Annotated in this window: 21 protein-coding genes; 7 read left to right on the forward strand and 14 right to left on the reverse strand. The window is 68.4% G+C overall.

Annotated features, from left to right (window positions below):
- Nucleotide 1: 1 nt before the first annotated feature.
- The 4 genes from ACQHIV_RS40875 to ACQHIV_RS40890 are packed head-to-tail and all read right to left on the reverse strand — an operon-like array spanning nt 2 to nt 3307.
- Complete coding sequence (locus tag ACQHIV_RS40875; RefSeq protein ID WP_427889945.1) at nt 2–730, reverse strand: hypothetical protein; 729 nt, start codon at nt 728–730, stop codon at nt 2–4.
- A complete protein-coding gene (gene dgoD, locus ACQHIV_RS40880) occupies nt 724–1869 on the reverse strand; it encodes a galactonate dehydratase (protein WP_427889947.1) in 1146 nt (381 codons plus the stop codon). The genes ACQHIV_RS40875 and dgoD overlap by 7 nt, the downstream gene beginning before the upstream one ends.
- A complete protein-coding gene (locus ACQHIV_RS40885) occupies nt 1866–2588 on the reverse strand; it encodes a FadR/GntR family transcriptional regulator (RefSeq protein ID WP_427889949.1) in 723 nt (240 codons plus the stop codon). The genes dgoD and ACQHIV_RS40885 overlap by 4 nt, the downstream gene beginning before the upstream one ends.
- Complete coding sequence (locus ACQHIV_RS40890; RefSeq protein ID WP_427889951.1) at nt 2585–3307, reverse strand: SDR family NAD(P)-dependent oxidoreductase; 723 nt, start codon at nt 3305–3307, stop codon at nt 2585–2587. Before ACQHIV_RS40890 ends, ACQHIV_RS40885 begins: the two co-directional genes overlap by 4 nt.
- Nucleotides 3308–3437: 130 nt before the next feature.
- Here ACQHIV_RS40890 and ACQHIV_RS40895 point away from each other — a divergent pair, with 130 nt between their 5' ends.
- The 5 genes from ACQHIV_RS40895 to ACQHIV_RS40915 are packed head-to-tail and all read left to right on the forward strand — an operon-like array spanning nt 3438 to nt 9890.
- Complete coding sequence (locus ACQHIV_RS40895; protein WP_427889953.1) at nt 3438–4781, forward strand: ABC transporter substrate-binding protein; 1344 nt, start codon at nt 3438–3440, stop codon at nt 4779–4781.
- Nucleotides 4782–4806: 25 nt separating this feature from the next.
- Nucleotides 4807–5709 (forward strand): carbohydrate ABC transporter permease, encoded by a 903-nt coding sequence (locus tag ACQHIV_RS40900; protein WP_427889954.1) that lies wholly within the window; start codon nt 4807–4809, stop codon nt 5707–5709.
- A complete protein-coding gene (locus ACQHIV_RS40905; protein ID WP_427889956.1) occupies nt 5706–6626 on the forward strand; it encodes a carbohydrate ABC transporter permease in 921 nt (306 codons plus the stop codon). The genes ACQHIV_RS40900 and ACQHIV_RS40905 overlap by 4 nt, the downstream gene beginning before the upstream one ends.
- Nucleotides 6627–6651: 25 nt before the next feature.
- Nucleotides 6652–8640: a glycoside hydrolase family 2 protein gene (locus ACQHIV_RS40910; RefSeq protein WP_427889958.1), complete on the forward strand. Its 1989-nt coding sequence runs from the start codon at nt 6652–6654 to the stop codon at nt 8638–8640.
- A 2-nt stretch (nt 8641–8642) separates the two neighbouring features.
- A complete protein-coding gene (locus ACQHIV_RS40915) occupies nt 8643–9890 on the forward strand; it encodes a cellulase-like family protein (RefSeq protein WP_427889960.1) in 1248 nt (415 codons plus the stop codon).
- On the opposite strand, the gene ACQHIV_RS40920 is transcribed toward ACQHIV_RS40915, so the two are convergent.
- Entirely contained in the window at nt 9891–11453 is a 1563-nt protein-coding gene (locus ACQHIV_RS40920) for a beta-N-acetylhexosaminidase (protein WP_427889962.1), read from the reverse strand.
- Nucleotides 11450–13318: a glycoside hydrolase family 5 protein gene (locus ACQHIV_RS40925; RefSeq protein WP_427889964.1), complete on the reverse strand. Its 1869-nt coding sequence runs from the start codon at nt 13316–13318 to the stop codon at nt 11450–11452. Before ACQHIV_RS40925 ends, ACQHIV_RS40920 begins: the two co-directional genes overlap by 4 nt.
- A 90-nt stretch (nt 13319–13408) precedes the next feature.
- On the opposite strand from ACQHIV_RS40925, the gene ACQHIV_RS40930 reads away from it, so the two are divergent.
- Nucleotides 13409–13561 (forward strand): sigma factor, encoded by a 153-nt coding sequence (locus ACQHIV_RS40930; protein WP_427889966.1) that lies wholly within the window; start codon nt 13409–13411, stop codon nt 13559–13561.
- On the opposite strand, the gene ACQHIV_RS40935 is transcribed toward ACQHIV_RS40930, so the two are convergent.
- The 7 genes from ACQHIV_RS40935 to ACQHIV_RS40965 all read right to left on the reverse strand — a co-directional run bounded on the left by ACQHIV_RS40935 (nt 13558) and on the right by ACQHIV_RS40965 (nt 21791).
- Nucleotides 13558–14928, reverse strand: coding sequence for a GH1 family beta-glucosidase (locus ACQHIV_RS40935; protein WP_427889968.1), 1371 nt, complete (start codon nt 14926–14928; stop codon nt 13558–13560). The two genes, ACQHIV_RS40930 and ACQHIV_RS40935, sit on opposite strands and share 4 nt — an antisense overlap.
- Nucleotides 14929–14938: 10 nt before the next feature.
- A complete protein-coding gene (locus ACQHIV_RS40940; RefSeq protein WP_427889970.1) occupies nt 14939–15937 on the reverse strand; it encodes an ABC transporter ATP-binding protein in 999 nt (332 codons plus the stop codon).
- Complete coding sequence (locus tag ACQHIV_RS40945; protein ID WP_427889972.1) at nt 15934–16944, reverse strand: ABC transporter permease; 1011 nt, start codon at nt 16942–16944, stop codon at nt 15934–15936. The genes ACQHIV_RS40940 and ACQHIV_RS40945 overlap by 4 nt, the downstream gene beginning before the upstream one ends.
- Nucleotides 16944–17924 (reverse strand): ABC transporter permease, encoded by a 981-nt coding sequence (locus ACQHIV_RS40950; RefSeq protein WP_427889974.1) that lies wholly within the window; start codon nt 17922–17924, stop codon nt 16944–16946. The genes ACQHIV_RS40945 and ACQHIV_RS40950 overlap by 1 nt, the downstream gene beginning before the upstream one ends.
- On the reverse strand, nt 17921–18934 hold the full coding sequence (locus ACQHIV_RS40955) for an ABC transporter ATP-binding protein (RefSeq protein WP_427889975.1): 1014 nt from the start codon (nt 18932–18934) through the stop codon (nt 17921–17923). The genes ACQHIV_RS40950 and ACQHIV_RS40955 overlap by 4 nt, the downstream gene beginning before the upstream one ends.
- Nucleotides 18931–20613 carry an ABC transporter substrate-binding protein gene (locus ACQHIV_RS40960; RefSeq protein WP_427889977.1) on the reverse strand — a complete coding sequence of 561 codons (1683 nt, stop codon included), beginning with the start codon at nt 20611–20613 and terminating at the stop codon, nt 18931–18933. The genes ACQHIV_RS40955 and ACQHIV_RS40960 overlap by 4 nt, the downstream gene beginning before the upstream one ends.
- Before the next feature lie 152 nt (nt 20614–20765).
- On the reverse strand, nt 20766–21791 hold the full coding sequence (locus tag ACQHIV_RS40965; protein ID WP_427889979.1) for a LacI family DNA-binding transcriptional regulator: 1026 nt from the start codon (nt 21789–21791) through the stop codon (nt 20766–20768).
- Nucleotides 21792–22056: 265 nt separating this feature from the next.
- Between ACQHIV_RS40965 and ACQHIV_RS40970 the strand changes: the two genes are divergently transcribed.
- Nucleotides 22057–23208, forward strand: coding sequence for an ROK family transcriptional regulator (locus ACQHIV_RS40970; RefSeq protein ID WP_427889981.1), 1152 nt, complete (start codon nt 22057–22059; stop codon nt 23206–23208).
- A gap of 28 nt (nt 23209–23236) precedes the next feature.
- Here the strand turns inward: ACQHIV_RS40970 and ACQHIV_RS40975 are convergent, their stop codons facing one another.
- Nucleotides 23237–24463, reverse strand: coding sequence for a family 16 glycosylhydrolase (locus ACQHIV_RS40975; protein ID WP_427889983.1), 1227 nt, complete (start codon nt 24461–24463; stop codon nt 23237–23239).
- Nucleotides 24464–24625 lie beyond the last annotated feature (162 nt).

Consider the following 24625-nt stretch of genomic DNA (forward strand, 5'->3'; position numbering starts at 1 on the left):
ATCAGACTGACCTGGCGGAGAGCGTCAACCGCCAGGTCAGTTCGCCGGTTGGCGGGACTACCGCGGCGTCGGTGGGACCGGCTTCGGCGAGGTCGAATACCTTGCCCAGCATCGGCTCGACGCCGAGGCTCCGGTATGGCGTGCCGGCCGGGAAGCCGCCCTGGTTGCGCCACAGGGCGATGGAGGTCGGTTGCCCTGGGCAACTCAACGTCATCGTGAGCTCGGCGCCGCGGTCGCGCACCGAGACCGTTGGGCAGTCCACCAGTACGGCGCCGACCGCGGTGCCGTCGGTGGGGCCGTACGTCGTGACCGCCGACCAGTCGCTGAGGGTCCAGGGGCCGTCGTCGGGGTAGAGGCGGCATTCGGTGAAGTCTGCGGAGATGGTTGCGCCGGGCATGCAGTCGAGTAATGCGTGGGCAGCCCACACGAACCGATAGCCCTGAACTGCTCTCAAGTGGTAGTCGACGGTGACCGTGTTGGGGCCGGTTGAGAAGGTTCGGGAGAGGACGGTGCCGTCCCAGGGCTGGTTCCAGAGGGTGCCGTGGTCCGGCGTACCGCGGACGGTCGGGAAGCATTCGTCGACACCGCCCGCGTCGACGAAGGTCGTCATACCGGTCCGCGGGCCGTCGATCAGACCCGGGCCTGCCCACAACCACTCGCGCCCGGCGAGTCGGAGCGAGGTCCAGCGGCCGCCGTCGGTGAGGTCGACCTCCACGGCCGCGGTCACCATTCGGCGAAGGATCCGTCGTCGTGGGTCCAGACCGGGTTCCGCCAGGCGTGGCCGGTCCGGTCCGCGGCGCGGACGGCCTGCTCGTCGACCGTGATTCCCAAGCCCGGCAGGGGATTCCACTCCGCGTGCCCGTCGACCCAGGCGAACGGCGCCGGGTCCACGACGTACGACGTGAGGTCGCTCGTCACGTTGTAGTGGATGCCGCGGCTCTGCTCCTGGATGAGGAAGTTCGGCGTACTGAACGACACCTGCAGCGACGCCGCCAGCGAGATCGGCCCGAGCGGGCAGTGCGGCGCGAGCAGTGCGCCGTGGGCGTCGGCGAGTACGGCGATCCGCCGCAGCTCGGAGATCCCGCCGGCGTGCGAGACGTCGGGCTGTACGACGGCGACGCCCGCGTTCAGCGGAGCCAGGAAATCGGCGCGGTGGTACAACCGCTCGCCCAGCGCCACCGGCACCGTCGACGTCGCGACGACCTCGGGGAGATGCGCCATCTGCTCCGGCAGCACCGGCTCCTCGACGAACATCGGCTGCAGGCCCTCGACCGCCCGCAGGATCCGCCGCGCACCCGCGACGCCGACCCGTCCGTGCAGGTCGATCGCGACGTCCCGCGTATCACCGAGCACGGCCCGCGCGGCGGCAAGCCTGGTGACGATGTCGTTGATCTCGGCAACGGACGGGGAGACCTGGAGCAACCCGGCGGCGTTCATCTTCACGGCCGTCATCCCGGCGTCGACCTGCTCCGCGACGGCGTCGGCGATCGACGACGGTTCGTCGCCGCCGACCCACGCGTACACACGGACCCGGTCGCGCACCCTTCCGCCGAGCAGCGCCGCCACCGGAGCGCCGTACACCTTGCCCGCGATGTCCCACAGTGCATGGTCGATCCCCGCGACGGCGCTGCTCAGCACCGGTCCGCCGCGGTAGAACCCGCCCTTCGTCAGCACCTGCCAGTGCCGCTCGACCTGCAGCGGATCCTGGCCGATCAGGTATTCCGCGAGTACGTCGATCGCGGCCCGGACGACCTCGGCGCGGCCCTCGACGACCGGCTCGCCCCAGCCGACGACGCCGTCGCTCGTCTCGATCCGGCAGAACAGCCAGCGCGGTGGAACCAGGAACGTCTCGATCCGCTCGATCTTCACCGGCGCCCCTTCGAGCCGCGGACTTCGGTGAGGTCCTCGGCCGCCTTCGCCAGCAGCTCACGCATCGCGAGCTCGGCGCCCTCCGGGTCGTGGGCACGAACCGCGTCCACCACCCGCCGATGGCTCGGCACCGGGTCGTCGGACGGCTTGACCTTGTGCACGAGCCGATCGCGGTCCGCGAGCCCGGTCTCCATGATCACTTCCATCTTGGTCAGCAGCTCGTTCCCCGTTGCCGCGAGCAACGCCCGGTGGAACGCGAGGTCGGCGGCCACCGCGGCCAGGTCGTCGCCCGCGGACTCCATCGCCGCGAGCGCCTCGTCCAGCGCGGCCAGATGCGAGTCGTCACCGCGTACGGCGGCCAGCCGGGCGGCGGCCGGTTCCACGATGCCGCGGACCTCGTGCAGCTCCTCGAGCAACTCCGGGCGGGCGTCGGCGTCCTTGAAGTGCCAGCGGATCATGTCCGCGTCGAGCAGGTTCCAGTCCGCGCGCGGGCGGACGAACGTACCGCGCTTCTGCCGCGCGTCGACCAGCCCCTTCGCGGTCAGCACCTTCAGCGCCTCGCGGACCGCGGTCAGGCTGACGCCGAGGTCGGCCTGCAGCTCGGTGACGTTGATGGTCGCGCCCTCCGGGATCGTCCCCGACAGGATGCGTTGCGCCATCTCCTCCACGATCTGACCGTGCAGCCCGCGCTGGATCCCCGTCACTCTGCTCTCCCTCACGCCGAGTCCTTCACTGCCGACCATCCACCGTCGACCACCAGGCTGGCGGCGGTCACGAACGACGCCTCCGACGACAGCAGGAACGCCACCGCCTGGGCCACCTCGTCCGGCTGCCCGAGGCGCTTCAGCGCGGTCGCCTGCGCACTGCGCTCGCGGCCCTCGGCGTCGACGCGGTCCCACATCGCCGTCACGACCGGGCCTGGGAGCACGGTGTTCACGCGGATGTCCCGACCGTACTCGACGGCCAACTGGCGCCCGAGCGACACCAGCGCACCCTTCGTTGCCGCGTACGCCGGATGCCCGGGCAGCCCGGCGATCGCGTGCACCGAGGACACCAGTACGACGGAGCCCGCGCCCGCGACGAGGTCGTCGTACAACGCCTGGAAACCGAGGAATGTGGCGGTCAGGTTGACGTCGAGCTGACGTTGCCAGGACGGCGGGGAGAGTTCGTGCGCCGGCTTCACGTCGACGAAGACCGCGTTGCTGACCAGTCCGTCGATCGGCCCGAGCTCGTCGCGACCACGGGACCGCACCTCCGCCCAGGTGTCCGCCGACGCGACGTCACCGACCACAGTGATCGCCTTGCCCGGCAGCTCCGGACAGGGCCGGATGTCCACCCGCACAACCTGCGCCCCCTCGGCCAGCACCCGCTCGGCACACGCCGCCCCGATCCCCGACGCGGCCCCGGTCACCACGATCACCCGCCCAGCCAGCCGCATCCGCACTCCTCGATTTGCTCGTAATTTACGAATTAATATTGACAGCTTAGGCGGTCCGCAGCAAGATCCTTCGCAACACATCACTCACGACCGGCTGGCGCGACCGGCGGGCGGATCTCAGGAGTTGTGCATGACGGGTCTGGCAGCGGATCGGCGGACTTTCCTCAAGGGACTCGGAGTACTCGGGGCGGCGACGCTTGTCCCCGGGTGCGGGGCGTCGACGAGTCCCGGCAGCACGGACACCGGAGCGCAGCGGACTCCGGGCCAGAAGGTGCAGCTCGTCTTCTGGTCGTGGGTGCCCGGCGTGGACAAGGCCGTGGACCTGTGGAACTCACAGAACCCGGACGTCCAGGTCACGCTCGAAAAGATCCCGGCCGGCAGCAACGGCGGGTACGCCAAGATGCACGCCGCGCTGCAGGCCGGCAAGGGAGCACCGGACCTCGCGCAGGTCGAGTACCAGAACATCCCCGAGTTCCTGCTCGACGACGGTCTGGTGGACCTGTCGAAGTACGGCGTCAAGGACAGCCAGAGCAAGTTCGTCGACTGGCAGTGGCACCAGGTCGCGTACGGCGACGGCGTGTACGCCGTACCGCAGGCGTCCGGGCCGATGGGTTTCTTCTACCGTGCGGACCTGTTCAAGCAGTGGGGCATCAACCCGCCGAAGACCTGGGCCGACTACAAGAGCGCCGCGGCGACGATCCGGCAGAAGGATCCGAAGGCGTACATCGGGACGTTCCCGCCGGGGAACTCGGCCTGGTTCACCTCACTTGCCTGGCAGGCCGGAGCCCAGTGGTTCTCGATCGACGGCGACACCTGGGTGGTGAAGATCGACACGCCGGAGACGGAGAAGGTCGCGAGCTACTGGGACGGTCTGGTCCGCGACGAACTGGTCGCGACCGAGCCGGACTTCGCGAACGCCTGGTACAAGCATCTGCAGGACGGTGAGATCGTCGGCTGGGTGAGTGCCCAGTGGGGCGACGCGATCCTGTCGGGCAATGCGCCGAAGACGGCCGGCAAGTGGGCGGTGGCGCCGATGCCGCAGTGGGAAGGATCGCAGTTTGCGTCCGCGAACTGGGGTGGCTCCTCGACGGCCGCGCTGAAGGGCGCGAAGTACCCCACCGAGGCCGCGAGGTTCGCGGTCTGGCTGAACACCGACCCGAAGAGCATCGACCTGCTGATCCAGGGCGGGTACGGCTGGCCCGCGGCCAAGGACGCCCTGCATGGATCCGCGCTGGACAAGCCCTATCCGTTCTTCGGCGGTCAGAAGATCAACGACGTGTTTGCCGCCGCCGACAAGGCGATCAACAAGGACTGGGCGTGGCTCCCGACCACACCGGCCGTGTACCAGCACCTGAACGACGGCTTCCAGCGGGCGATCACGGGCAAGGGAACGTTCGTACAGGCGGTGAAGGACGCGCAGGACGCGACTGTCGCCGACCTGAAGGCCAAGGGCCTGAAGGTCCGTGCCGACTGACCACCACGACGTGCGGAGAATCTCCATGACGACGACGACCAGCGGCACGCGGCGGCGCGCGGTAGCCGGCTTCCTCGCGCCGTTCCTCCTGCTGTACACGGCGTTCTTCATCCTGCCGATCGGCTACGCGGTCTACCAGAGTCTGCTGAAGGTGGAGCGCTCCGGACCACTGGGCCTCGGCGGCTCGCACCGGGTGTTCGCCGGACTCTCGAACTACACGGAGGTCCTGACCGATGCGGGTTTCCTCCACAGCTTGGTCCGGGTGCTGGCGTTCGCCGTGATCCAGGTGCCCTTGATGATGGTGATGGCGACCGCTCTGGCGTTGTTGCTCGAGACGGCCTCGGCCCGCGGCGTGCGCTTCTTCCGCAGCGCCTATTTCCTCCCGTACGGCGTCCCCGGCGTGATCGCCTCGATCCTGTGGGGATTCCTCTACATCCCGGGCGTCAGCCCGATCGTCGACATCCTCGGCAGCGTCGGCATCCACGTCGACTTCCTCGGCTCCGGATCCGTCTTGTGGTCGATCGTGAACATCGTCACCTGGGAGTTCGCGGGCTACAACATGCTGGTCGTGGTCGCCCAGCTCAAGGCCATCGACACCGACCTCTACGAGGCGGCGCGCATCGACGGCGCGAACGCCTGGCAGGTCGTCCGGCACGTCAAGCTCCCGTTGATCCGGCCGGCGATCGTCCTCACCACGGTCTTCACGATCATCGGCAGCCTGCAGTTGTTCGCCGAGCCGTTGGTCCTGCGGCCGATCAGCACCGCGATCAACACGTCGTACACGCCGAACCTCGCCGCCTACACGCAGGCCTTCGTCAACAACAACTACGGCCTGGCCGCGGCACAGGCAGTCATTCTGGCGGCGGTCGCTTGTGTGCTGTCCTTCGGCTTCCTGCATCTTGTCGGACGACGGGGTGACGGCGCATGACCACGGTCGCCGAGAAGCGCACGCCATCTGCAGGATCCGCGACCCGGCTGGGTGCGGAGCGTGGCACGCGAGCAGGACGGCCGGCGCTGGGCTGGCGCATTCTGGTCGTCGGACTGCTCACGGTGTTCGCGTTGTACTTCCTGCTGCCGGTGTACTGGCTGGTCGTTGCCGCGACCAAGAGCACCGGAGATCTGTTCGGCAGCTTCGGGTTGTGGTTCACGCGGCCGCAGCTGCTCGAGAACCTGCGCAACGTGTTGACCTACGACCACGGGATCTACCTGCGCTGGACCTTCAACAGCGTCCTGTACGCCGGGGCCGGCGCTGCGATCGCCACGGTGCTCGCGGCGATGGCCGGCTATGCCCTGGCGAAGTACGAGTTCCGTGGTCGCGAATCGGTCTTCAACCTGATTCTCGCCGGGGTGCTCATTCCGGGTACCGCGTTGGCGTTGCCGTTGTTCCTGCTGTTCTCGCAGCTCGGTCTGGCCAACACGTACTTCGCGGTGCTGCTCCCATCGGTGGTCAGTCCGTTCGGTGTGTACCTCTGCCGGATCTACGCCGCTGCCGCCGTACCCGACTCGCTGGTGGAGGCCGCCCGTATCGACGGCGCCGGCGAGGCACGCATCTTCGGCGTGCTCGCGTTCCGGATCATGGCGCCGGCGCTGGTCACGATCTTCCTGTTCCAGTTCGTCGGGATCTGGAACAACTACTTCCTGCCGCTGGTCATGCTGTCCGATCCGAAGCTGTACCCGATCACGCTCGGCCTCACGTCCTGGCAGTCGTTCGCCGATCGCCAGCCGGATCTCTACCAGCTGACTGTCGGTGGCGCGTTCCTGTCCGTCATACCGCTCATGATCGCGATCCTCGTCCTGCAGCGTTTCTGGCGCAGCGGCCTGACCGAGGGAAGCGTCAAGGGCTGATCCGCCTCATCCCATCGGAGTCACCATGCCCTCTCGCAGAACCGTCCTGAAGGCCGGCGTTCTCACCGCGGCCCTGCCAGGTCTCGCACTCCCGCGTGCGTACGCCGGTACGACGCCTTCGCTGCCACCCCACGGCGACCGTGAACCCGCGGGCACGCGGATCGAGCAGATCGCGGGGACCGGTGTGCTGTTCCAGTACGACGAGGTCGTGCCGTCCTTCGACGGATGGGCGCACGAGGAGCCGACGCGGTCCTACCGCAGGCTCGACGGGTCCTGGGCGTTCCGTTTCGACCCGGACGACGTCGGCCTGTCGGACGGTTGGCAACTGCCCGGCGCCGGTACGTCGGGCTGGGACCGGATCGCCGTACCTTCCTCGTGGGATCTGAAGGACCGGCCCGACTGGGGCAGCTACGACGGAGCGGGCTTCGGCAGCGGTACGGCGTTCCAGGACGGGTACGCGTGGTACCGCACCGAGCTCCGCGTGCCGGGCGCCTGGGTGGGGAAACAGGTTCGGCTGATGTTCCTCGCGGTGAACTACCGCGCGGACGTGTGGGTGAACGGCCACTTCGCGGGCGCGCACGAGGGTGGGCACACGCCGTTCGCGCTGCCGGTCGGCGCCGCCCTGCAGCCGGGTTCCACGGCGGCGATCGCGGTCCGGGTCCACCGTCGCGCCGACTTCACGGACTACCGGGCGGGCACCGGGCCGCTGAACGATCCGCTCGCCGTACCGTGGAAACCCGTCGACTACTGGCCCTACGCCGGTATCACCCGGTCGGTCTGGCTGGAAGCCGTTCCGGCGGTGACGATCGCCAAGGTGCTCGTCTCCGCGCAGGGCAGCCGTTTCGACGCCCGAGTGGTGGTCGCCAACCACGGCACCCGGCACTTCAGCGGGCAGGCGGTGGTGCGTCCGGGCTACGGTTCCGCGGCGGAGGCGGTGCCAGTGAGCCTCGCACCGGGGGAGACGGCAGTCGTCACGTCGACCGCCGACATCGCCGGAGCGTCACAGTGGCGGACCGACCGACCGCAGTTGCTCAGGGCAACTGTGCAGCTGCGGGCACCGGGCCTCGTCGATCAGTTGTCGACGACGTACGGCGTACGCTCGGTGGACGTCGACGGTTCGTTGCTGAAGGTCAACGGTGAACCGCAGTTCCTGAAGGGTTTCAACTGGCACGAGGAGACGGCGGCTCACGGCCGGTCGATGACGCCGAAGGAATACGACCACGAGCTCGGCCACGCCCTGGAGACCGGCGCGAACCTGCTCCGCAACTGCGTCTACAACCGGCACCCGTACGCGTACGACTGGGCGGACCGGCACGGCGTGTTCGTGATGGACGACATCGACAACATGTGGATGAACACCGATCAGGAACGCACGCAGACTGAGCGCTACGGTCTGTCCCGCGCGCTGGCTGCGTCGATGGTGTGGAACCAGCACAACCGGCCGTCCGTGATCCTGTGGTGCCTGCAGAACGAGTCGGAGATCGATGCGAACGGCGCACCGGTCTACCGGGCCTGGCTGCAGGACATGAAGGATGCGGTGAACGCACTCGATCTGCACAAGCGGCCCGTCACCTGGGCCTCGGCCACCTCCTGGGACCCGGCCTTCGACATCGCGGACGTGGTCGGCTTCAACGAGTACTTCGGCTACTTCTACGGCAAGAACGAGGACCTCGGGCCGACCATCGACGCCGTACACAAGAACCACCCGGGCAAACCGATCCTGATCACCGAGAACGGGTCCTGGTCGTTCCTCGGGCAGCACGGCCCGGACACCGAGCAGGGCAACGAAGAATGGCAGGCGGCAGGGTTCCGTGCGCACTGGAGACAGGTCACGGATCGTCCGGAGTACGTCGCCGGCTATCTGTTCTGGGTGCTGAAGGACTACAAGGAACGCCTCGGCTACAACCAGCAGTACAACGGAATGTCGACAATGGGCATGCTCGGTTTCGACTCGACCACCCGGCGGCTGGTTTTCGACGACTTCGCCGCCGCCACTGTTCCGGAAGGCCGATAACTGTGACTCCTTCGCACCTGCCTGACCGGCTCACGATCACCCTGTGGGACTTCACCTGGTACACGCAGACCACCGATGGCGAGCCTTTCCACAATCTCGACGCCGCCTTCGACGAAGCCGTCGAGCGCGGGTACAACACCGTGCGCATCTGTGCGATGCCGTACCTGTTGTTCGGCGACCACGGCATCGACACCACCCGGCTGCGGCTGGCCGGAATGGGCGGCTCGGTGGGCGCTCGCACCCGCTGGTACGACGTCCGCGGTGGCGCCCTCGTCGACGGGCGGCGGCGTTTGCGGGAGTTGTTCGAGGCCGCGCGGCGCCATGACTGCTACGTGATCCTCTCGTCCTGGGAGTATCAGCAGAGTCCCGCGTTCCTCGAGACCCGGGAGTGGTACGACGCGTTGGCCGGGATCCCACCGGAGGAGCGCCACCGGACCGTGGCGCTCGCGATGTCGGATCTCGTGCAATATCTCAAGGACTGCGACCTGGCCGACCGGATCGCCTACGCGGAGTTGCACAACGAGGTCGACCTCAGCCGGCTGCGCGACGTCGGCGACGACCCGTACTGGGGCCAACGCGGCCACGTGGCGGAGGCCGTGGACCTGATGCGCCGGCGACACCCCGACATCGTGTCCACCTTCTGCTACGGCATCACGCCGTACCTGGACATGGACGCCGTACCGGACAACGGGCAGGTCGGACACTTCCACGTCTACGTGTACGGCGTACTCGCGGCCATCGAGGAGTGGGCCGGGGTGCGGGTGCCGCCGCCGGAGTTCCCGCGCGGCGCGTTGCGGTCGCTGTTGCGCGACGACGCTCCGGACTTCGACGCGTACGCGAAGGCGGCGGAGCCGTGGCGGCTGGAGGCGACCGGTGTCTCGGCGAGCATGTTCTACAGCTACGACTGGGTCGATCCGGTCAAGTGGGACCGCTGGCTCTACGAGAAGTACGGTGACTATCGCGTCGCGATGCGGCAGGCAATCGACGACCGGCTCGACGTCATTGCCCGCTGGGCCGCGCGCCACGACGTACCGGCTGTCATCGGCGAGGGGTGGATCGGCTACACGCCACTGCTCGCCGAGTTCGAGGACGGACCGGTCGGACAGGGGATCGCCGAGCATGCCGTCGAGAGATGCATCGAGCACGGGTTCTGGGGCACGGTCCTTGGCTCCAACTCTGCGCCGCACCACCCCGGTTGGCGGAACCTCGAATGGCAGCGCCGCTGGAACCAGCGCATCCTGACAGCGTGATCACCTCCAGTTGACCTCGGTCGACTGGAGGTAGGTCCAGGCTCGGGTGCGCCAGGCGGGGGATTGTTCGGCCAGGCGGGTGGCGTACTCGGGCCAGTGGGTGGTGGTCCGGTGGGACCACGCCTTCTCGGCGAGGCCGGGGAGGCGGGGGAGGAGTAGAAGTTCGAGGTCGTCGGCGCTGGTGATGGTTTCGCACCAGATGGCGGCCTCGACGCCGGCGATCCGGTCGGGGGTGACTACGTCGGCGGGGTCCCAGGAGATGCCGTGTTCGAGGGAGGCGGCGCCGTAGAACTCGAGGCCGAGGCGTGCGCGGGCCTGCTCCTGGGCGGGGTCGGCGGAGGCGTCGGCGTGCGGGCGGTCGAAGTACAGCCAGGTGACGGGGGAGACGATCAGCCGCGCGCCCTGTTCGAGGGCTTTCGGGGCGTCGAGTTTGGCCTTGCGGAGGGCGTCGACCAGGACCGGGAGGAGTTCTTCGGGTGGGGTCGGGGCGTCGGGGTTGTCCGCCATCGCGTCGATGTCGAGGTCCAGCCAGTACTGGACGACGTCGGCCGGGTCGAGCTTCGCGCGGGCGATCTCCTGCCAGCCGACGACCCGCTTGCCGCGGTCTCGTACCAGCGCCGAGGCCTTCTCGACGAAGGCGGCGTGGTCCTCGTCGGACATGCCCCAGGTCTCGTCGCCGCCGATGTGTACGTATTCACTCGCCGGGAACTGCGGGATGACCGCGTCGAGGACGTCCTCGACGAAGGTCCAGGTCTCCGCGCGGGCCGGGTCGAGGGTGCCGAGGTGGAGCTGGTCACCGTTGCCGAGCTCGACGGTCTTCGGGTCGGCCGGGGCGAGGTCCGGGTACGCCTTGAAGACGGCGGCCGTGTGGCCGGGCATGTCGATCTCGGGTACGACGGTGATGAACCGGTCGGCGGCGTACGCGACGAGGTCGGCCAGTTCTTGCCGGGTGTAGTACCCGCCGGGGCGGTCGCCGATCGCGCCGGTCGCTCCTACCTCGGTGAGTGCCGGGCGGGACGGTACTTCCACTCGCCAGCCCTGGTCGTCGGTGAGGTGGAGGTGGAGGACGTTGAGCTTGTAGAGGTCGAGCATGTCGATGACGCGCCGTACCTCGTCGGGGCCGTGGAACGTCCGTACGACGTCGAGCGACAACCCGCGCCAGGCGAACCGCGGGCCGTCGACGAGTCTGGTGGCCGGAAGAACCGCGGTACCGTCCTGCAACCGTGCGGAGATGAGTTGCCGCAGGGAGGTCAGCCCCCGATGGACTCCCTCCGCTGACGCCGCCCAGACCCGGACGCCGTCGGTGGAAACCTCCAACCCGTACCGCTCATCCCCTTCGGCGCCGTCGGCGCGCAGGCCGGCGGTGGCTGGTACGCCGTCCACCGGGGCGAACCCGACGGTGATGCCGGAATCGCCGGTCAGGGTGAGGCCGGTGTCGCCGTGGACCGCCTCCACGAAGCGGGCCGCAGGCCCCGCCAGCTCGGGTGGGGCGGTGACGCCGGTGGTGGCGGTGAGGGTGTAGGTGCCTTCGGCGGAGGCGGTGGTCGCGGGTGCGGGGATCATTGGACGAGTTTGCGGCAATACAGGGCGTCCGGGGTACCACTTGAACCAACTCGGGTGGTGAACGCGACCCCGGCGACGTACTCGTCGTCCGCGCACTGCCCCTTGTAGTTCCCGTTCGCGAAGTCCCCGCCGCCTCCGCCGCGGTTGTCGCCGCGGTCGAACCACACCGTCCGCCCGGCCGAACCGAGCGACGACGTACCGGCACACACGACCGAAGACACCCGCGCGCCCCGCACGCTGTACCCGATCGCGAAGGACCCGGCGGCACATTGGTACTTCGTGTACCCCGACGCCCAGTCCTCCGACACATGGCTCTCGTCGTGAACCACGTCGTACGACCCCGACCCTGCCGGTCCGCCGGACCGGCAGAACCCGCGATTGCCGGTATGACTCAGCCCCACCAACCGCAGCCCGTCCGGGCAAGCAGCCTTCCGCGCACCGTTGTCCCAGTCGCCGGCCGCCCGCATCCGCAGTGACTCGACGAAGTCCCCGTGATCCGGGCTGAGCATCTTCCACACCGTCGCCGGCGCGACCTGCCCGGTCTTGCTCGGCGCGTTCATCAGCCGTGTCCACGCGGACGCCCGCCAGTCGTCCCCGTCGTACAGCCCGATCCGCTTCCCGTTGACGTCCCACGCGAGCAGCGCCCAGCCGTTGTCCGGGCCGCTCAGGTTGTGCCAGCCGACCAATGGCCAGTACGCGAAGTCGGCGTCGGTCCGGATCAGCTGGTCGACGAAATGCTCCCACCAGGCGCGCTGCAAGGTGCCGGTCTCGTCCCGCCCGATGCCGAACTCGCTGATCCACAGCGGCGCGGTGAAGTGCCCTTTCTCGCCGGTGACGAAGAACGCTTGCCGGTTCAGCTCGCTGATCAGCTCCTCCGGCGAGAGGTCGCGGTACCTCGGGTCGTGCGTCTCGCCGGTCCCGGTCGCGCCGCTGTGCCGCGGACCGGTGTAGTCGTAGAAGTGCGCCGAGTACACCAGCTTGTCCGACGCGACCAGCGTGTGCGACAGGTACCGCGCCGGCGTCAGTGTCGGCCGGTCGTGCGGCAGGCCGTCGGCCGGGATGCCGGTCCAGTTGATGCCTTCGACAACGATCAGCAGGTTCGGGTTCGCCTCGGTGAGGATCCGGTCGCCGAGGTGCTGGGAGGCGGCGAACCAGTCGTGCTGGTCGCCGAGGCCCCAGTTCGGGTCGTCCAGGAGGTCCCGGCGTACCTCGTTGTAGAGGTCGGCGCCGACGACGCGCGGGTTGTCCTTGTAGCGGTTCACCATGAACAGCCAGTCGTTCTCCCACGTCTCGGTGGACTGGCTCGCGTTCCACCGCTCGTTGCCGTCCAGGCCGCAGCACCAGCGGGTGGTGTTGGTGTGGTTGTTCAGGATCACCGCGAACCCTGCGTCGGTCAGCTGCCGTACGACGACGTCGTACACCTCGAGCGGCGTCTTCCCGGCCAGCCCCGGGTTGGCGGCGACGGCGGCGGCCGGGACCGGCGTACTGTCGTGGATCATCTCGTTGGAGAACTGCAGCCGCACACTGTTCAACCCCAGCTCGGCGAACCCCGCGACGATCTCCGCGATCGGCGCCCGATCCAGCCCGAGCGGCATCCGATTGCTGTTCTCACCGGCGTGCTGGTTGGCGTCGGCACCCGGATCCCCGGACCCGTTCCACGTCCCACTGGCGCCATGCCAGTTTCCCGACTTCAACCGAAACCGATGGCCGTTGGCATCGACGACGTACCGCCCGCGAGTACTCAACGGCGGCGTCCATCCAGTCACCAACGGCGCCGCCCGCGGCACCTCCGCGACCGCGGGCACACCAGGCACCAACAACGCGAACAACATGACAACAACAGCAGACGGGGCGATTCTGCGCATACCCCGATCGTCCCGTCTCCGTGGTGCGATGACAACACTTTGTCCGTCGACTCCGTAAGTATCAGTGACGGAACGAGCAAGAGGAGTTGTATGTCGACACGGGACGCCGAGTTCAGCGCGTACGTCGCCCAGCGGCGGACACACCTGCGACGGATCGCGTACCTGGTCTGCGGCGACGTGCACCGGGCGGAGGACCTCGTCCAGACCGCGTTGATGAAGCTGTACCGGCCGGCTGACCGCTAGGTGCGCCGGTGCTGTTCGGCTAGCTCCTTGAGGTAGAGGGCGCTGGCTTTGGGGGTTCTTTGCTGGGTTTCGTAGTTGACTCGGACTATGCCGAAGCGTTTGACGTAGCCGTAGGCCCATTCGAAGTTGTCGAGGAGGGACCAGGCGAGGTAGCCGCGGATGTCGGCGCCTTGGGTGATGGCGTCGGCGACCGCGGTGAGGTGGGAGGTGAAGTACGCCGTGCGGTCGGTGTCGTCGACGTAGTCGTTCGCGTCGGGGAGGTCCTCGAAGGCGGAGCCGTTCTCGGTGATGACCATGGGGAGGCCGGGGTAGTCGCGGGCGATACTCACCAGCAGGTCGGTGAAGCCTTCGGGGACGATCTCCCAGTCCATGGCGGTGCGGGGTTTGCCGAGCGGTACGTCGCGGCTGACGGGGTTGCCGTCGGCGTCGGTGGTGCTGCCGTCCTCGGCGTACCCGGTGAACTTCTGGCTGAAGTAGTAGTTGACGCCGAGTACGTCGATGGGGGCGGAGATGACGTCGAGGTCGCCGTCGAGGACGGGGAGCGTCACCCCTTCGCGGGCGAGGTCTGCCACGACGTCGGCGGGGTAGCGGCCGTGGACCAGCGGATCCAGGTAGAGGCGGCGGCCCATCCCGTCGGCCCGGCGGGCGGCGTCGACGTCGGGGGCGGCGTCGGAGGCCGGGTAGGCGGTGGCGACGTTGAGCGTGATGCCGATGTCGAGCTTGCGGGGTGACGCCTCGCGCATCGCCTGCGTCGCGAGGCCGTGGCCGAGGAGCAGATGATGTACGGCGGCCAGCGCCGCCGGGTACTCCCGCCGCCCCGGGGCGTGCACGCCGTACGCGTAGCCGAGCATCGCCGAGCACCACGGTTCGTTCAGCGTCGTCCAGGTGTCGACGCGGTCCTTCAGCGCGTCGAACACCAGCATCGCGTACTCGGCGAAGCGGTACGCCGTGTCGCGCACCGGCCAGCCGCCCGCGTCCTCCAGCTCCTGCGGCAGGTCCCAGTGGTACAGCGTCACCCACGGGTCGATGCCCTGGGCAAGAAGTTCGTCGACGAGCTTGTCGTAGAAGCCGATGCCGGCCGGGTTGACCGGGCCTTTGCCGCGCTGCTGCACCCGCGGCCAGGCGACCGAGAACCGGTACGTGTCCAGGCCGAGGTCCTTGATCAGGGCGACGTCGGCCGGCATCCGGTGGTAGTGGTCGCAGGCGACGTCGCCGGTGTCGGCGTTGTCGATCGCGCCGGGGACCTGGCAGAAGGTGTCCCAGATCGAGGGGGTGCGGCCGTCCTCGTCGACGGCGCCTTCGATCTGGTACGCCGAGGTGGCGACGCCCCAGCGGAAGGTGGCGGGGAGGCCCGGGGGGAGGGTCATAGGTGCCTTTCTAGGCGGTGCGGCCGGGGAGCCAGCAGGCGACGGAGCGGTTGGGGTCGTTGCGGGAGGTCGGGATTCCCAGTACAGGAATGTCTACGGAGCATCGGTCGAATGCTTGCGGGCAACGGGGATGGAACGAGCACCCAGAAGGCATGCCACGAAGATCAGGTGGTGAACCTGGGATTCCGGCGAGTTCCCGGCGGGCGCCGCGTAACGCGGGGAAGGACTTCAGCAGGCCTTCGCTGTAGGGGTGGAGGGAGTCGCGATACAGGTCTGCGGAGCGGGCCTCCTCGACGATGCGGCCGCCGTACATGATCGCGATCCGGTCCGAGAACTCGACCAGCAGCGACAGGTCGTGGGTGATGAAGAGGACCGAGAAGCCCAGGCGTTCGCGGAGTTCGACCAGTTGGGCGAGGATCTGGCGTTGCATGACCACGTCGAGGGCGGTGGTCGGCTCGTCCATGATCACGACCTGCGGCTCGAGGACGAGTGCCATGCCGATCATCACCCGCTGGCGCATGCCGCCGGACAGCTGGTGCGGGTACGCGTCCATCCGGTCCGCGGAAATGCCGACCAGCTTGAGCATTTCCTGCGCCCGGGCGATCCGGGCCGGAGCGGTCAGGCCGGGCTCGTGGGCCTTGATCACGTCGAGCATCTGCGTCGAGACCTTGTGCACCGGGTTCAGCGAGTTCATCGCGCCCTGGAACACGATCGACGTCTCCGCCCAGCGGAACCTCCGCAGTTCCGCGTCGGTCAGCGCCATCACGTCGTACGGGTCGCCCGACGGCGGGTGGTAGACGACCGACCCGCCGCTGATCACGCCGGGCGGCGGCAGCAGTCGCGTCACGCCGTACGCGAGCGTCGACTTCCCGCTGCCGCTTTCCCCGGCGAGGCCGAGCACCTCGCCGCGATGCAACGTGAGCGTCACGTCGCGCACGGCCTGCACCGCTTCCGACCCCAGGCCGTAGTCGACATGGAAGTTCTTGATCTCCAGCACCGGCGTCTTCACGCCACCTCCTCCTCGGCGCGGGCCCGTACGACGGGAGTCACCGGTTCACGCGACGAGAGCACCGGCGTGAACCCGACCCGCATCCGTACCGACCGCCCGTCCTTCGTCTTGACGCGGGTATGACCGCTCGACCGCAGCCGCGGGCTGACGAACTCGTCGATGCCGAAGTTGACCAGCGACAACGCCGTACCGAGCACTGCGATCGCCAGACCGGCCGGGACGAACCACCACCACGCGCCCTGCGCGAGGGCCTGCTGCGACTGTGCCCAGAACAGGATCGTGCCCCAGTTCCACTCGGAGATCGTCGAGATGCCGATGAACGCGAGCGTGATCTCGGACATCACCGCGAAGATCACCGTGCCGACGAAGCCGGACGCGATGATCGCGGTCAGGTTCGGCATGATCTCGAACGTGATGATCCGCCAGGTACTCTCACCGGTCGCCCGGGCGGCTTCCACGTAGTCGCGGCGGCGCAGCGAGAGCGTCTGCGCCCGCAGTACCCGCGCACCCCACGCCCACGAGGTGAACCCGATGACCAGGGCAACCATCAGGTCGCCCGCGGACGGGATCGTGGACGCCACGATGATGATCAGCGGCAACGCCGGAATCACCAGGAAGACGTTCGACAGCGCGGACAGCCCGTCGTCCGCCGCACCGCCGAGGAAGCCGGCGCTGACGCCGATCAGGATCGACAACGCGGTCGCGACGAGCCCGGCCAGCAGCCCGACGAACATCACGCCGCGGGTGCCGACGAGCACCTGGCTGAAGATGTCCTGGCCGAGATGCGTGGTCCCGAACCAGTGCTTGCCGGACGGCGCCTGGATCAGGTCGCTGCTGCGCGCGGACGGGTCGTACGGCGCGATCCACGGGCCGATGATCGCGATCAGGCAGAAGAACGCGAGTACGACGAGACCGGTCGCGGCCTTCGGGTTCGCGACGAACCGCAGTCGGCGGCGCTTGGCCGGCGCCGTGGCCGCAGGGGTCACCGCGGTGATGGAGGCGGTCATCAGCCCTCCTTCCGGGTGCGCGGGTCGAGGATCAGGTACGCGACGTCGGCGAGCAGGTTGGCGACCAGGACCGACAGCGTGATGACCAGGAAGACGCCCTGCATCAACGGGTAGTCCTTCGCACCGACGGCCTGGAACAGGTTGTAGCCGATGCCCGGGTACGAGAACACGATCTCGACGAGCAGCGTGCCGCCGACGATGAAGCCGAGCGACAGCGCGAAGCCGGAAACGTTCGGCAGCAACGCGTTCCGGGCCGCGTAGCTGACCATCACGCGCCGCTCCGGGAGTCCCTTGGCGTGCGCGACGGTGATGTAGTCCTCGGACGCGACCGTCACCATCATGTTCCGCATCGTCAGGATCCAGCCGCTGACCGACGAGATCAGGATCGTCAGCGCCGGCAGCAGACTGTGCTGTACGGCGCTGCCGATGAACCCGGAGGTCCACGACGGCACCAGGCCCGGCTCGTACCCGCCCGACGACGGGAAGAAGCTGTCCGGGCCGGCGAGCAGCGCGATCGCCAGCAGGCCGAGCCAGAAGTACGGGATCGACGACAGGAACGTTGTCACCGGCAACAACCCGTCCATGATCGAGCCCCGCCGCCAGCCCGCGATCACGCCCAGCGACGTACCGATCATGAAGCTGGCGAACGTCGTGATGCCGACCAGCGCGATCGTCCACGGGAGGCTCTGTTTGAGGATTTCCGACACCGGCGTCGGGAAGAACGTGAACGACAGCCCGAGGTCGCCGTGGAACACCTGGCCCCAGTAGTCGACGTACTGGCTCCACAGCGACGCGTTCTTGTCCAGGCCGAACAGCACGTACAGCGAGTGGATCGCGTCGGTGCTCAGCTGGCCCTGGAACTTGTTGATCAGCGACGTCACCGGATCGCCCGGGATCAGCCGCGGGATGAAGAAGTTGATGGTCAGCGCCGCCCACGCCGTGAAGACGTAGAACGCCAACCGCTGCAGGAGAAACTTCACTTCGCGGCCTCCTCCTCGTAGAGCCAGCAGGCGGCCCAGTGGCCCGTCTCCGGCAGCTCGAAGCGGGGCGGCAGGTCGGTCGAGCACTTCGGCATCGCGTGCACGCAGCGCGGGTTGAACCGGCAGCCGCCCGGCGGCGCGATCAGGCTCGGCGGTTCGCCGCCCGCCTGGTCCTCCGGCGTACCGAGCTGGCCGAGCCGGTCGGGATCCGGCGCACTGTCGATCAGCAGCCGCGTGTACGGATGCGCCGGGTGCTGCGTGACGGTCTCGGAGTCACCACCCTCGACCATCCGGCCGGCGTACATCACCAGCGTCTCGTCGGCGAAGTACCGCGCGGACGCGATGTCGTGGGTGATGTAGAGGATCGCCAGGTCGAGCCGCTCCTTCAGGTCCCGGAGCAGGTTCAGTACGCCGAGCCGGATCGACACGTCGAGCATCGACACGGGTTCGTCGGCGAGCAGCACCTCGGGGTCGGCGCCGAGCGCCCGGGCGATCGAGACGCGTTGCCTCTGACCGCCGGACAGCTCGTGCGGGAACTTGTCGAGGTAACGCTCCGGGGGAGTGAGCTGGACCTGCTCCAGCAGCGACCGCAGGTTCTCCTCGAGATCGCCCGCACGCCCGTGGATCTTGAGCGACCGGGTCAGGTGGTGCCGCACGGTGTGCGTCGGGTTCAGCGAGGCGAACGGGTCCTGGAAGATCATTTGCACCTTGCGCGCGTACGCCCGGAACTTCCGGCCGCCGCGGACCGTGACCGGCTCGCCGTGCAGGCGGACCTCACCCGAGGTCCGCCCGTACAGCTGGGCCATCAGCCGCGCGACGGTCGACTTGCCCGAACCGGACTCGCCGACCAGCGCGGTGACCCGGCCCCGGCGGAGCGTGAGCTTGACGTCGTCGACCGCGTGCACTGCCTTGTGCTCGCGGCTGAGCAGGTCGCGCACGCCCCGCCGTACCGTGAAGTGCTTGGTGAGACCCTCGGCCTCCAGCACCACCTCGGTCTCGGTGACCGTCATTGGCTGCCGGCCGGCTTCAGGTTCAGGATGATCTGCAGCGCGTTCTGCTGGGTAGGCTGCGCCGGCCCGTACTGGTTCTGCTCGTCCGGCCAGCCGACCCAGTTCTTGGTGCTGTAGAGACCGCCGACGTTGGACGCCGAGGTCGGGATCATCGGCATCTGCTCGACCATGATCTTCTGCAGCGTGTTCAGCGCGGTGGTGCGGGTCGCGTCGTCCGCGGCGTTCGCGTACTGGTCCAGCGCCTTCGTCGCCTCCGGGCTGTTGAACCGCCCGTAGTTGCCGCTCACGCCGCCCTTGCCGACCGGCTTCAGGATCTTGCCGTCCATGATGTTCTGGTAGATGTCGTACGGCGTCGCGCCGCCGTTGGTCCAGTGCATCGCGGCGTCGAAGTTGCCGGTGTCGATGTTCTTGAACCAGGCGTCCTGGTTGGCCTTGTCGACGGTCGCCTTGATCCCGATCTGGGACAGGTTGTCCTTGATGATCTCCAGGTCGGTGATGTAGTCGGACCAGCCGGCCGGGTCGGTCAGCGTGATCGTCACCGGCTTGCCGGCCGGGTCCTTCAGCGTGTCGCCGTCCAGCTTGAAGCCGGCGTCGGAGAGCTCCTTCTTCGCGGCGTCGACGTCGACCGCGTGGTTCTTGCCCTTGAACTCCGGCGCGATGAACGACTCACCGGCCGGGGTCGGGATGCCGGTCACCGACTCGACCTTCGGGTAGAAGTACCCGGCCTCGCCCTGGTTGAAGATGTCGTCGCGGTTGACCACCAGGTTCATCGCGCGGCGCAGCGCGGGGTTGTCGAACGGCTTGCGGGTGGTGTTGATCCACAGGCCGTGGATGCCGAGGTTCGCCGGGAACCAGAGCTTGTGGTTCTTCGGGTCCTTGTCCTGGTAGACGGCCTTCACGTTCGGGACGAACACGAAGCTCCACTCCGACGAGCCGTTCGCCAGCGCGGTGGTCTGCGCGTTGTTGTCGTTGTACGACGTGTACCGCAGCTCCTTCACCTTCGGCAGGTCCTGCCAGTACGAGTCCCGCAGCGTCAGCGTGGTGGTCTGCGGGGTGAACGACTTGACCGTGTACGGGCCGGTGCCGATCGCGTTCTTCAGGGTGTCCTGGGTCGGGTCCGCGATCGTCGACCACTGGTGCTTCGGGACCACGAACACGGTCAGGATCTTGTTCTGGTTGGTGAACTGGGACCGGGTGAAGGTCAGGTCCACCTTGTTGCCGGCGGCGGTGATCGTGCCGTACGGGATCGCGTCGGTGTTCAGCGCGTCGTGGTCCTTGCGGAGCTGGAACGAGTACGCCACGTCGTCCGCGGTGAGCGGCTGGCCGTCGGACCACTTCACGCCGTCGCGGATCGTGAACGACAGCTTGGTGTAGTTGGCGTCCCACTTCCACTCGGTCGCCAGCCACGGCTTGCCGGGCTCGGTCGGCTTGATCCCGTTGATCATCACCAGCGGCTCGTAGATCATCCACCGGTAGCCGAGCGAGGCACCCGCGGAGGAGCCGAGGAACGGGTTGTTGTTCTCGGTCTGCGGACCGTTCGGCATGCCGATGTTCAGTACGGTCGCGCCGCTGCCCGAACTGCTGCCGGCGGCCTTCCCGTCCCCGTTACTGCAGGCAGCCAGGGTGGCTGCGGCGAGCAGGCCCGTGAGGGCCAGCGCGACGGTGCGTCGTGCTCGCATCGGTTCCTCCTGTGTTCCGTTGGCGGATGGCCCACCCTGAGCCGGTGGGCCAGTGCATAGTGGCGTGAAAGCGCTCTCATGGGAAGAGCTCACACCCGTTCGATCGAGTACGCCGGCGACGGAGCAGGGGCAGCTGCCCCGCCGCCGGAGCTCTAGTGGGACCTGGCCCGGGATTGGTTGAGCGGGGCGGTTGAACTGCGGACGATCAGCGTCGTCGGCAGTACTTGCGGGGCGTCCGGCAGCGGCGTACCGCCGAAGTACCCCATCAACATCCGGGCGGCGGCCTGGCCCATCTGGCGCATCGGCTGATGCACCGTGGTCAGCGGCGGCTCGGTGTGTCCGGCGTACGGGATGTCGTCGAAACCGACCACGGACACGTCGCTCGGCACGTTCCGCCCGGTCTCCCGGACCGCCTGGATCGCGCCGCCGGCGGACAGGTCGTTGTGCGCGAACACCGCGTCGAACTCGAGGCGTTCGTCCAGGGCCTGCTGGACGCCGCGGCGGCCGCTCTCGTAGGTGAAGTCGCCCTCGGACACGAGTCTCGGGTCGAGCTCGATGCCGGCCGCCGCGTAGGTGTCGCGGAAACCGTCCAGGCGTTCGCGGGTACAGCCGAAGCGTTCGACGCCGGTGATCACCAGCGGCCGGCGGCGGCCGAGCTCCAGCAGGTGCCGGGCGGCCGACTCGCCGCCCGCGTAGTTGGTGGTGGCGACGGACGGGAACTGCGGCCGGTGGTCGCGGTCGTCGATGAGCACGACCGGCAGACCACGCGCGTGGAGTTGCTCGATGTAGGTGAGCGTGCCCTCGGGCTCGATCACCAGCAGGCCGTCGAAGGACTGCGACGAGACCTGGGACGCGAACTGCTGCATGGATTCGGCGCCCCGGTTGAAGGTGAACAGCAGCAGTCCGTAGCCCTCGCTCTCGACCACGTCGACGGCGCCCTGCAGTACCTCGCCCATCCACGGCCAGGTCAGCGAGGGGACCAGCATCCCGACGATCCGGGTCCGGCCGCGGGCCAGTCCGACGGCGCGGGCGCTCGGCACGTACCCGAGCTCCTCGATCACCTGCCGGACGCGTTCGGCGGTCCGCAGGTCCAGCTCGCCCTTGCCGTTGAGGACGCGCGACACCGTGGTCTTGCTGACGCCGGCTCTGGCGGCGACGTCGGCGATCGTGATGGACACGCTGAAGCTCCCCTCGGGCGGTCGGGGCCGGATCCGTCGGAACCGGTTTCGGAAGCGGTTCCGTCGATGAAAGCCGAGTCGAACGGGGGTCGTCAATCACGGAGCGGTAACGAATCGCGTCTTAGTTCACGATCTGGAGAAAGGGGGATCTTCCGCCGCCGGGGGCGACGTGGTGAACTCGGGGACGAGCGGCCCGCGCGGGGCCGGCTGCGTCAACCACGGTGTGAGGTCGAGGATGGAAGTACGCCGGACCACGGTGCGCGACATGCGCCGGTCCAACCGCTCGGTGATCCTCACCGGCATCTATCGCGAGGGTCCGCTGAGCCGCCAGGAGCTGACCGTCCGGACGTCGCTGAGCGCCGCGAGCGTGAGCAACCTGGTCGCGGAACTGATCGCCGAGGGCGTGGTCGAGGAGGCCGGCTCGGTCGAGTCCGAGGGCGGCCGGCCGCGCGTTCTGTTGCGGGTGGCACCGACTTTCCGGTACGTCGTGGGCGCCGAGGTCGGCGAGACCCGGGTCCGGGTCGAGCTGTTCGACCTGGCGATGAACGTGCTCGCCCGGGCCGACCACCCGATCAGCTCGCCGACACCCGAGGAGGTCGTGAAGCCCGTCCTGGAAGGGCTTTCGACCGTGATCGCGAGTTCCGGCGTACGGTCCGGGCAGGTCCTCGGGATGGGCGTCGCGGTGTCCGGTGTGGTCGAGGACAACGCGGTCGTCGACGCGCAGACGCTCGGCTGGGACGCCGTACCGCTGGCCGCGATGCTTGCCGAGGGCACCGACATTCCGGTGCACGTGGACAACGGCGCGAACATGCTCGGCCAGGCGGAGATGTGGTTCGGCGCGGGCCGCGGCGCGACCGACGCGGTGGTCGCCCTGGTCGGCTCCGGCGTCGGATCGGCCTTGGTGGCCGGCGGATCCAGCTATCGCGGCGCACGCAGCAGCGCGGGCGAGTGGGGCCACATGACGATCGTGTACGGCGGCCGCCAGTGCCGCTGCGGCGCCCTCGGCTGCCTCGAGGCGTATGTCGGCGCCGAGGGTGTGCTGGACCGCTACCGGGAGGCCGGCGGGCTGGTCGAGGGTGACGAGGAGGCTGCCTTCGTCGAGCTGCTCGCGTCGGAGAAGGAGCCTGCGGCAACGGTCGTGGCCGACACAATCGGCTACCTGGCGGCCGGTTTCGCGGACCTGGTGAACCTGGTCAACCCCGAGCGGATCGTGCTCGGCGGCTGGGCCGGGCTGTTGCTGGGCGACAAGTACCTGGACGAACTGCGCGCCGAGGCGGCGAAACACGCGCTCCGGCGGCCGTACGCGCAGGTGTCGATCGTGCTGTGCGAGCTGGGCCGCGACGCCGTGGCTCTCGGCGCCGCGACCCTCCCCGTAGTGCGCCTCCTCCGTGACGGTGGCGTGCTTCCCGGAAACTAATCGCCGTATGGCGACGAATAGTTTCCGCTTAGACGGTCCACTTCTGGTTGGCCGTGCCGGCGCAGGTCCAGAGTTGGGTCGGGGTGCCGTTGGCGGAGTTGTTGCCGGTGACGTCGAGGCACTTGTTCGCCTGTGGATTCACCAGGTCGTGCGCGGAGCTGTACGTCCACTGTTGTGCTCCGGTCCCGTTGCAGGTCCAGAGTTGTACCTTCGCGCCGTCGGCCAGTGAGCCCGCGTTCACGTCGAGGCATTTGCCCAGGGCACGGATCGTTCCGTCGCCGGGGCGGGTCCACTGCTGGGCGTTCGTACCGTTGCAGTCGTACAGCTGGACCGGCGTACCGTCGGCGGAGTTCGCTGCGGCGACGTCCAGGCACTTGCCGGCCAGGCCGGTGATCTGCGACCCGCTGCCGCCGGAGCTGCCGAGGGTGGTGACGCGGACGTAGTCGACCGTCATGGTCTGCGGCATCTGCGTGGACCCGTCCGGGTTGCCCGGCCAGCCGCCGCCGACCGCGACGTTCATGATCATGAAGAACGGGTGGTTGAAGACCCACTGGTTACCGTTCAGGTCGGCCGGGGTACGGCGTTCGTACTGCACGCCGTCGACCGACCAGGTGATCGAGTCCGGCGCCCAGTCGACCGCGAACGTGTGGAAGTCGTCGGCGAACGACCAGCCGTTCGGATGGTTGTACGCGGCACCTATTCCTCCTGCGCCGGAGTAGCCCGGGCCGTGGATCGTGCCGTGCACGGTGGCCGGCTCCTTGCCGATGTTCTCCATGATGTCGATCTCGCCGTCGTTCGGCCAGTTGCCGCCGCCGAGCATCCAGAACGCGGGCCAGAGTCCCTGGCCGCGGGGGATCTTGATCCGGGCCTCGAACCGGCCGTACGTCTGGGTGAAGGTCTGCGACGTCAGCAGCCGGGCCGACGTGTACTGGCACGGGCCGTGCCAGCAGTTGAAGCCGCCGCTCTCCTGGCGGGCGGTGATCACCAGGTTGCCGTTGCCGTCCAGGGCGGAGTTGCGGGTCGAGTTGGTGTAGTACTCCAGTTCGTTGTTGCCCCAGCCGCCACCGCCGATGTCGTACCGCCACTTGGCGGGATCGGGGGCCTGGCCGGCCGGGCCGTCGAAGTTGTCCTCCCAGACCGTCGCGGTCTGCGCGGCGGACGCCTGCTGGTGGCCGCTGGCGGCCGGCTGGAGGAGGGCGGTGCCGACTGCGACGGCACCGATCGCGACGAGCGCGAGGACACGGGAACGCTTCATGAGTACCTCATTTCGGGGGCGTCTGAATGAGGGCGGTGATTGGCCGTGAGCGTGCCGTGAGAACGCTCCCACGTCAAGCCCTGGACTAATTCAACGACTTGAAAAAAGTATCCGCGGGCCGTTGACACCGGTATGCACGGATGGTTACCTCATGGTGACCAC

Source organism: Kribbella polygonati, assembly GCF_050320105.1.
Lineage (GTDB): Bacteria > Actinomycetota > Actinomycetes > Propionibacteriales > Kribbellaceae > Kribbella.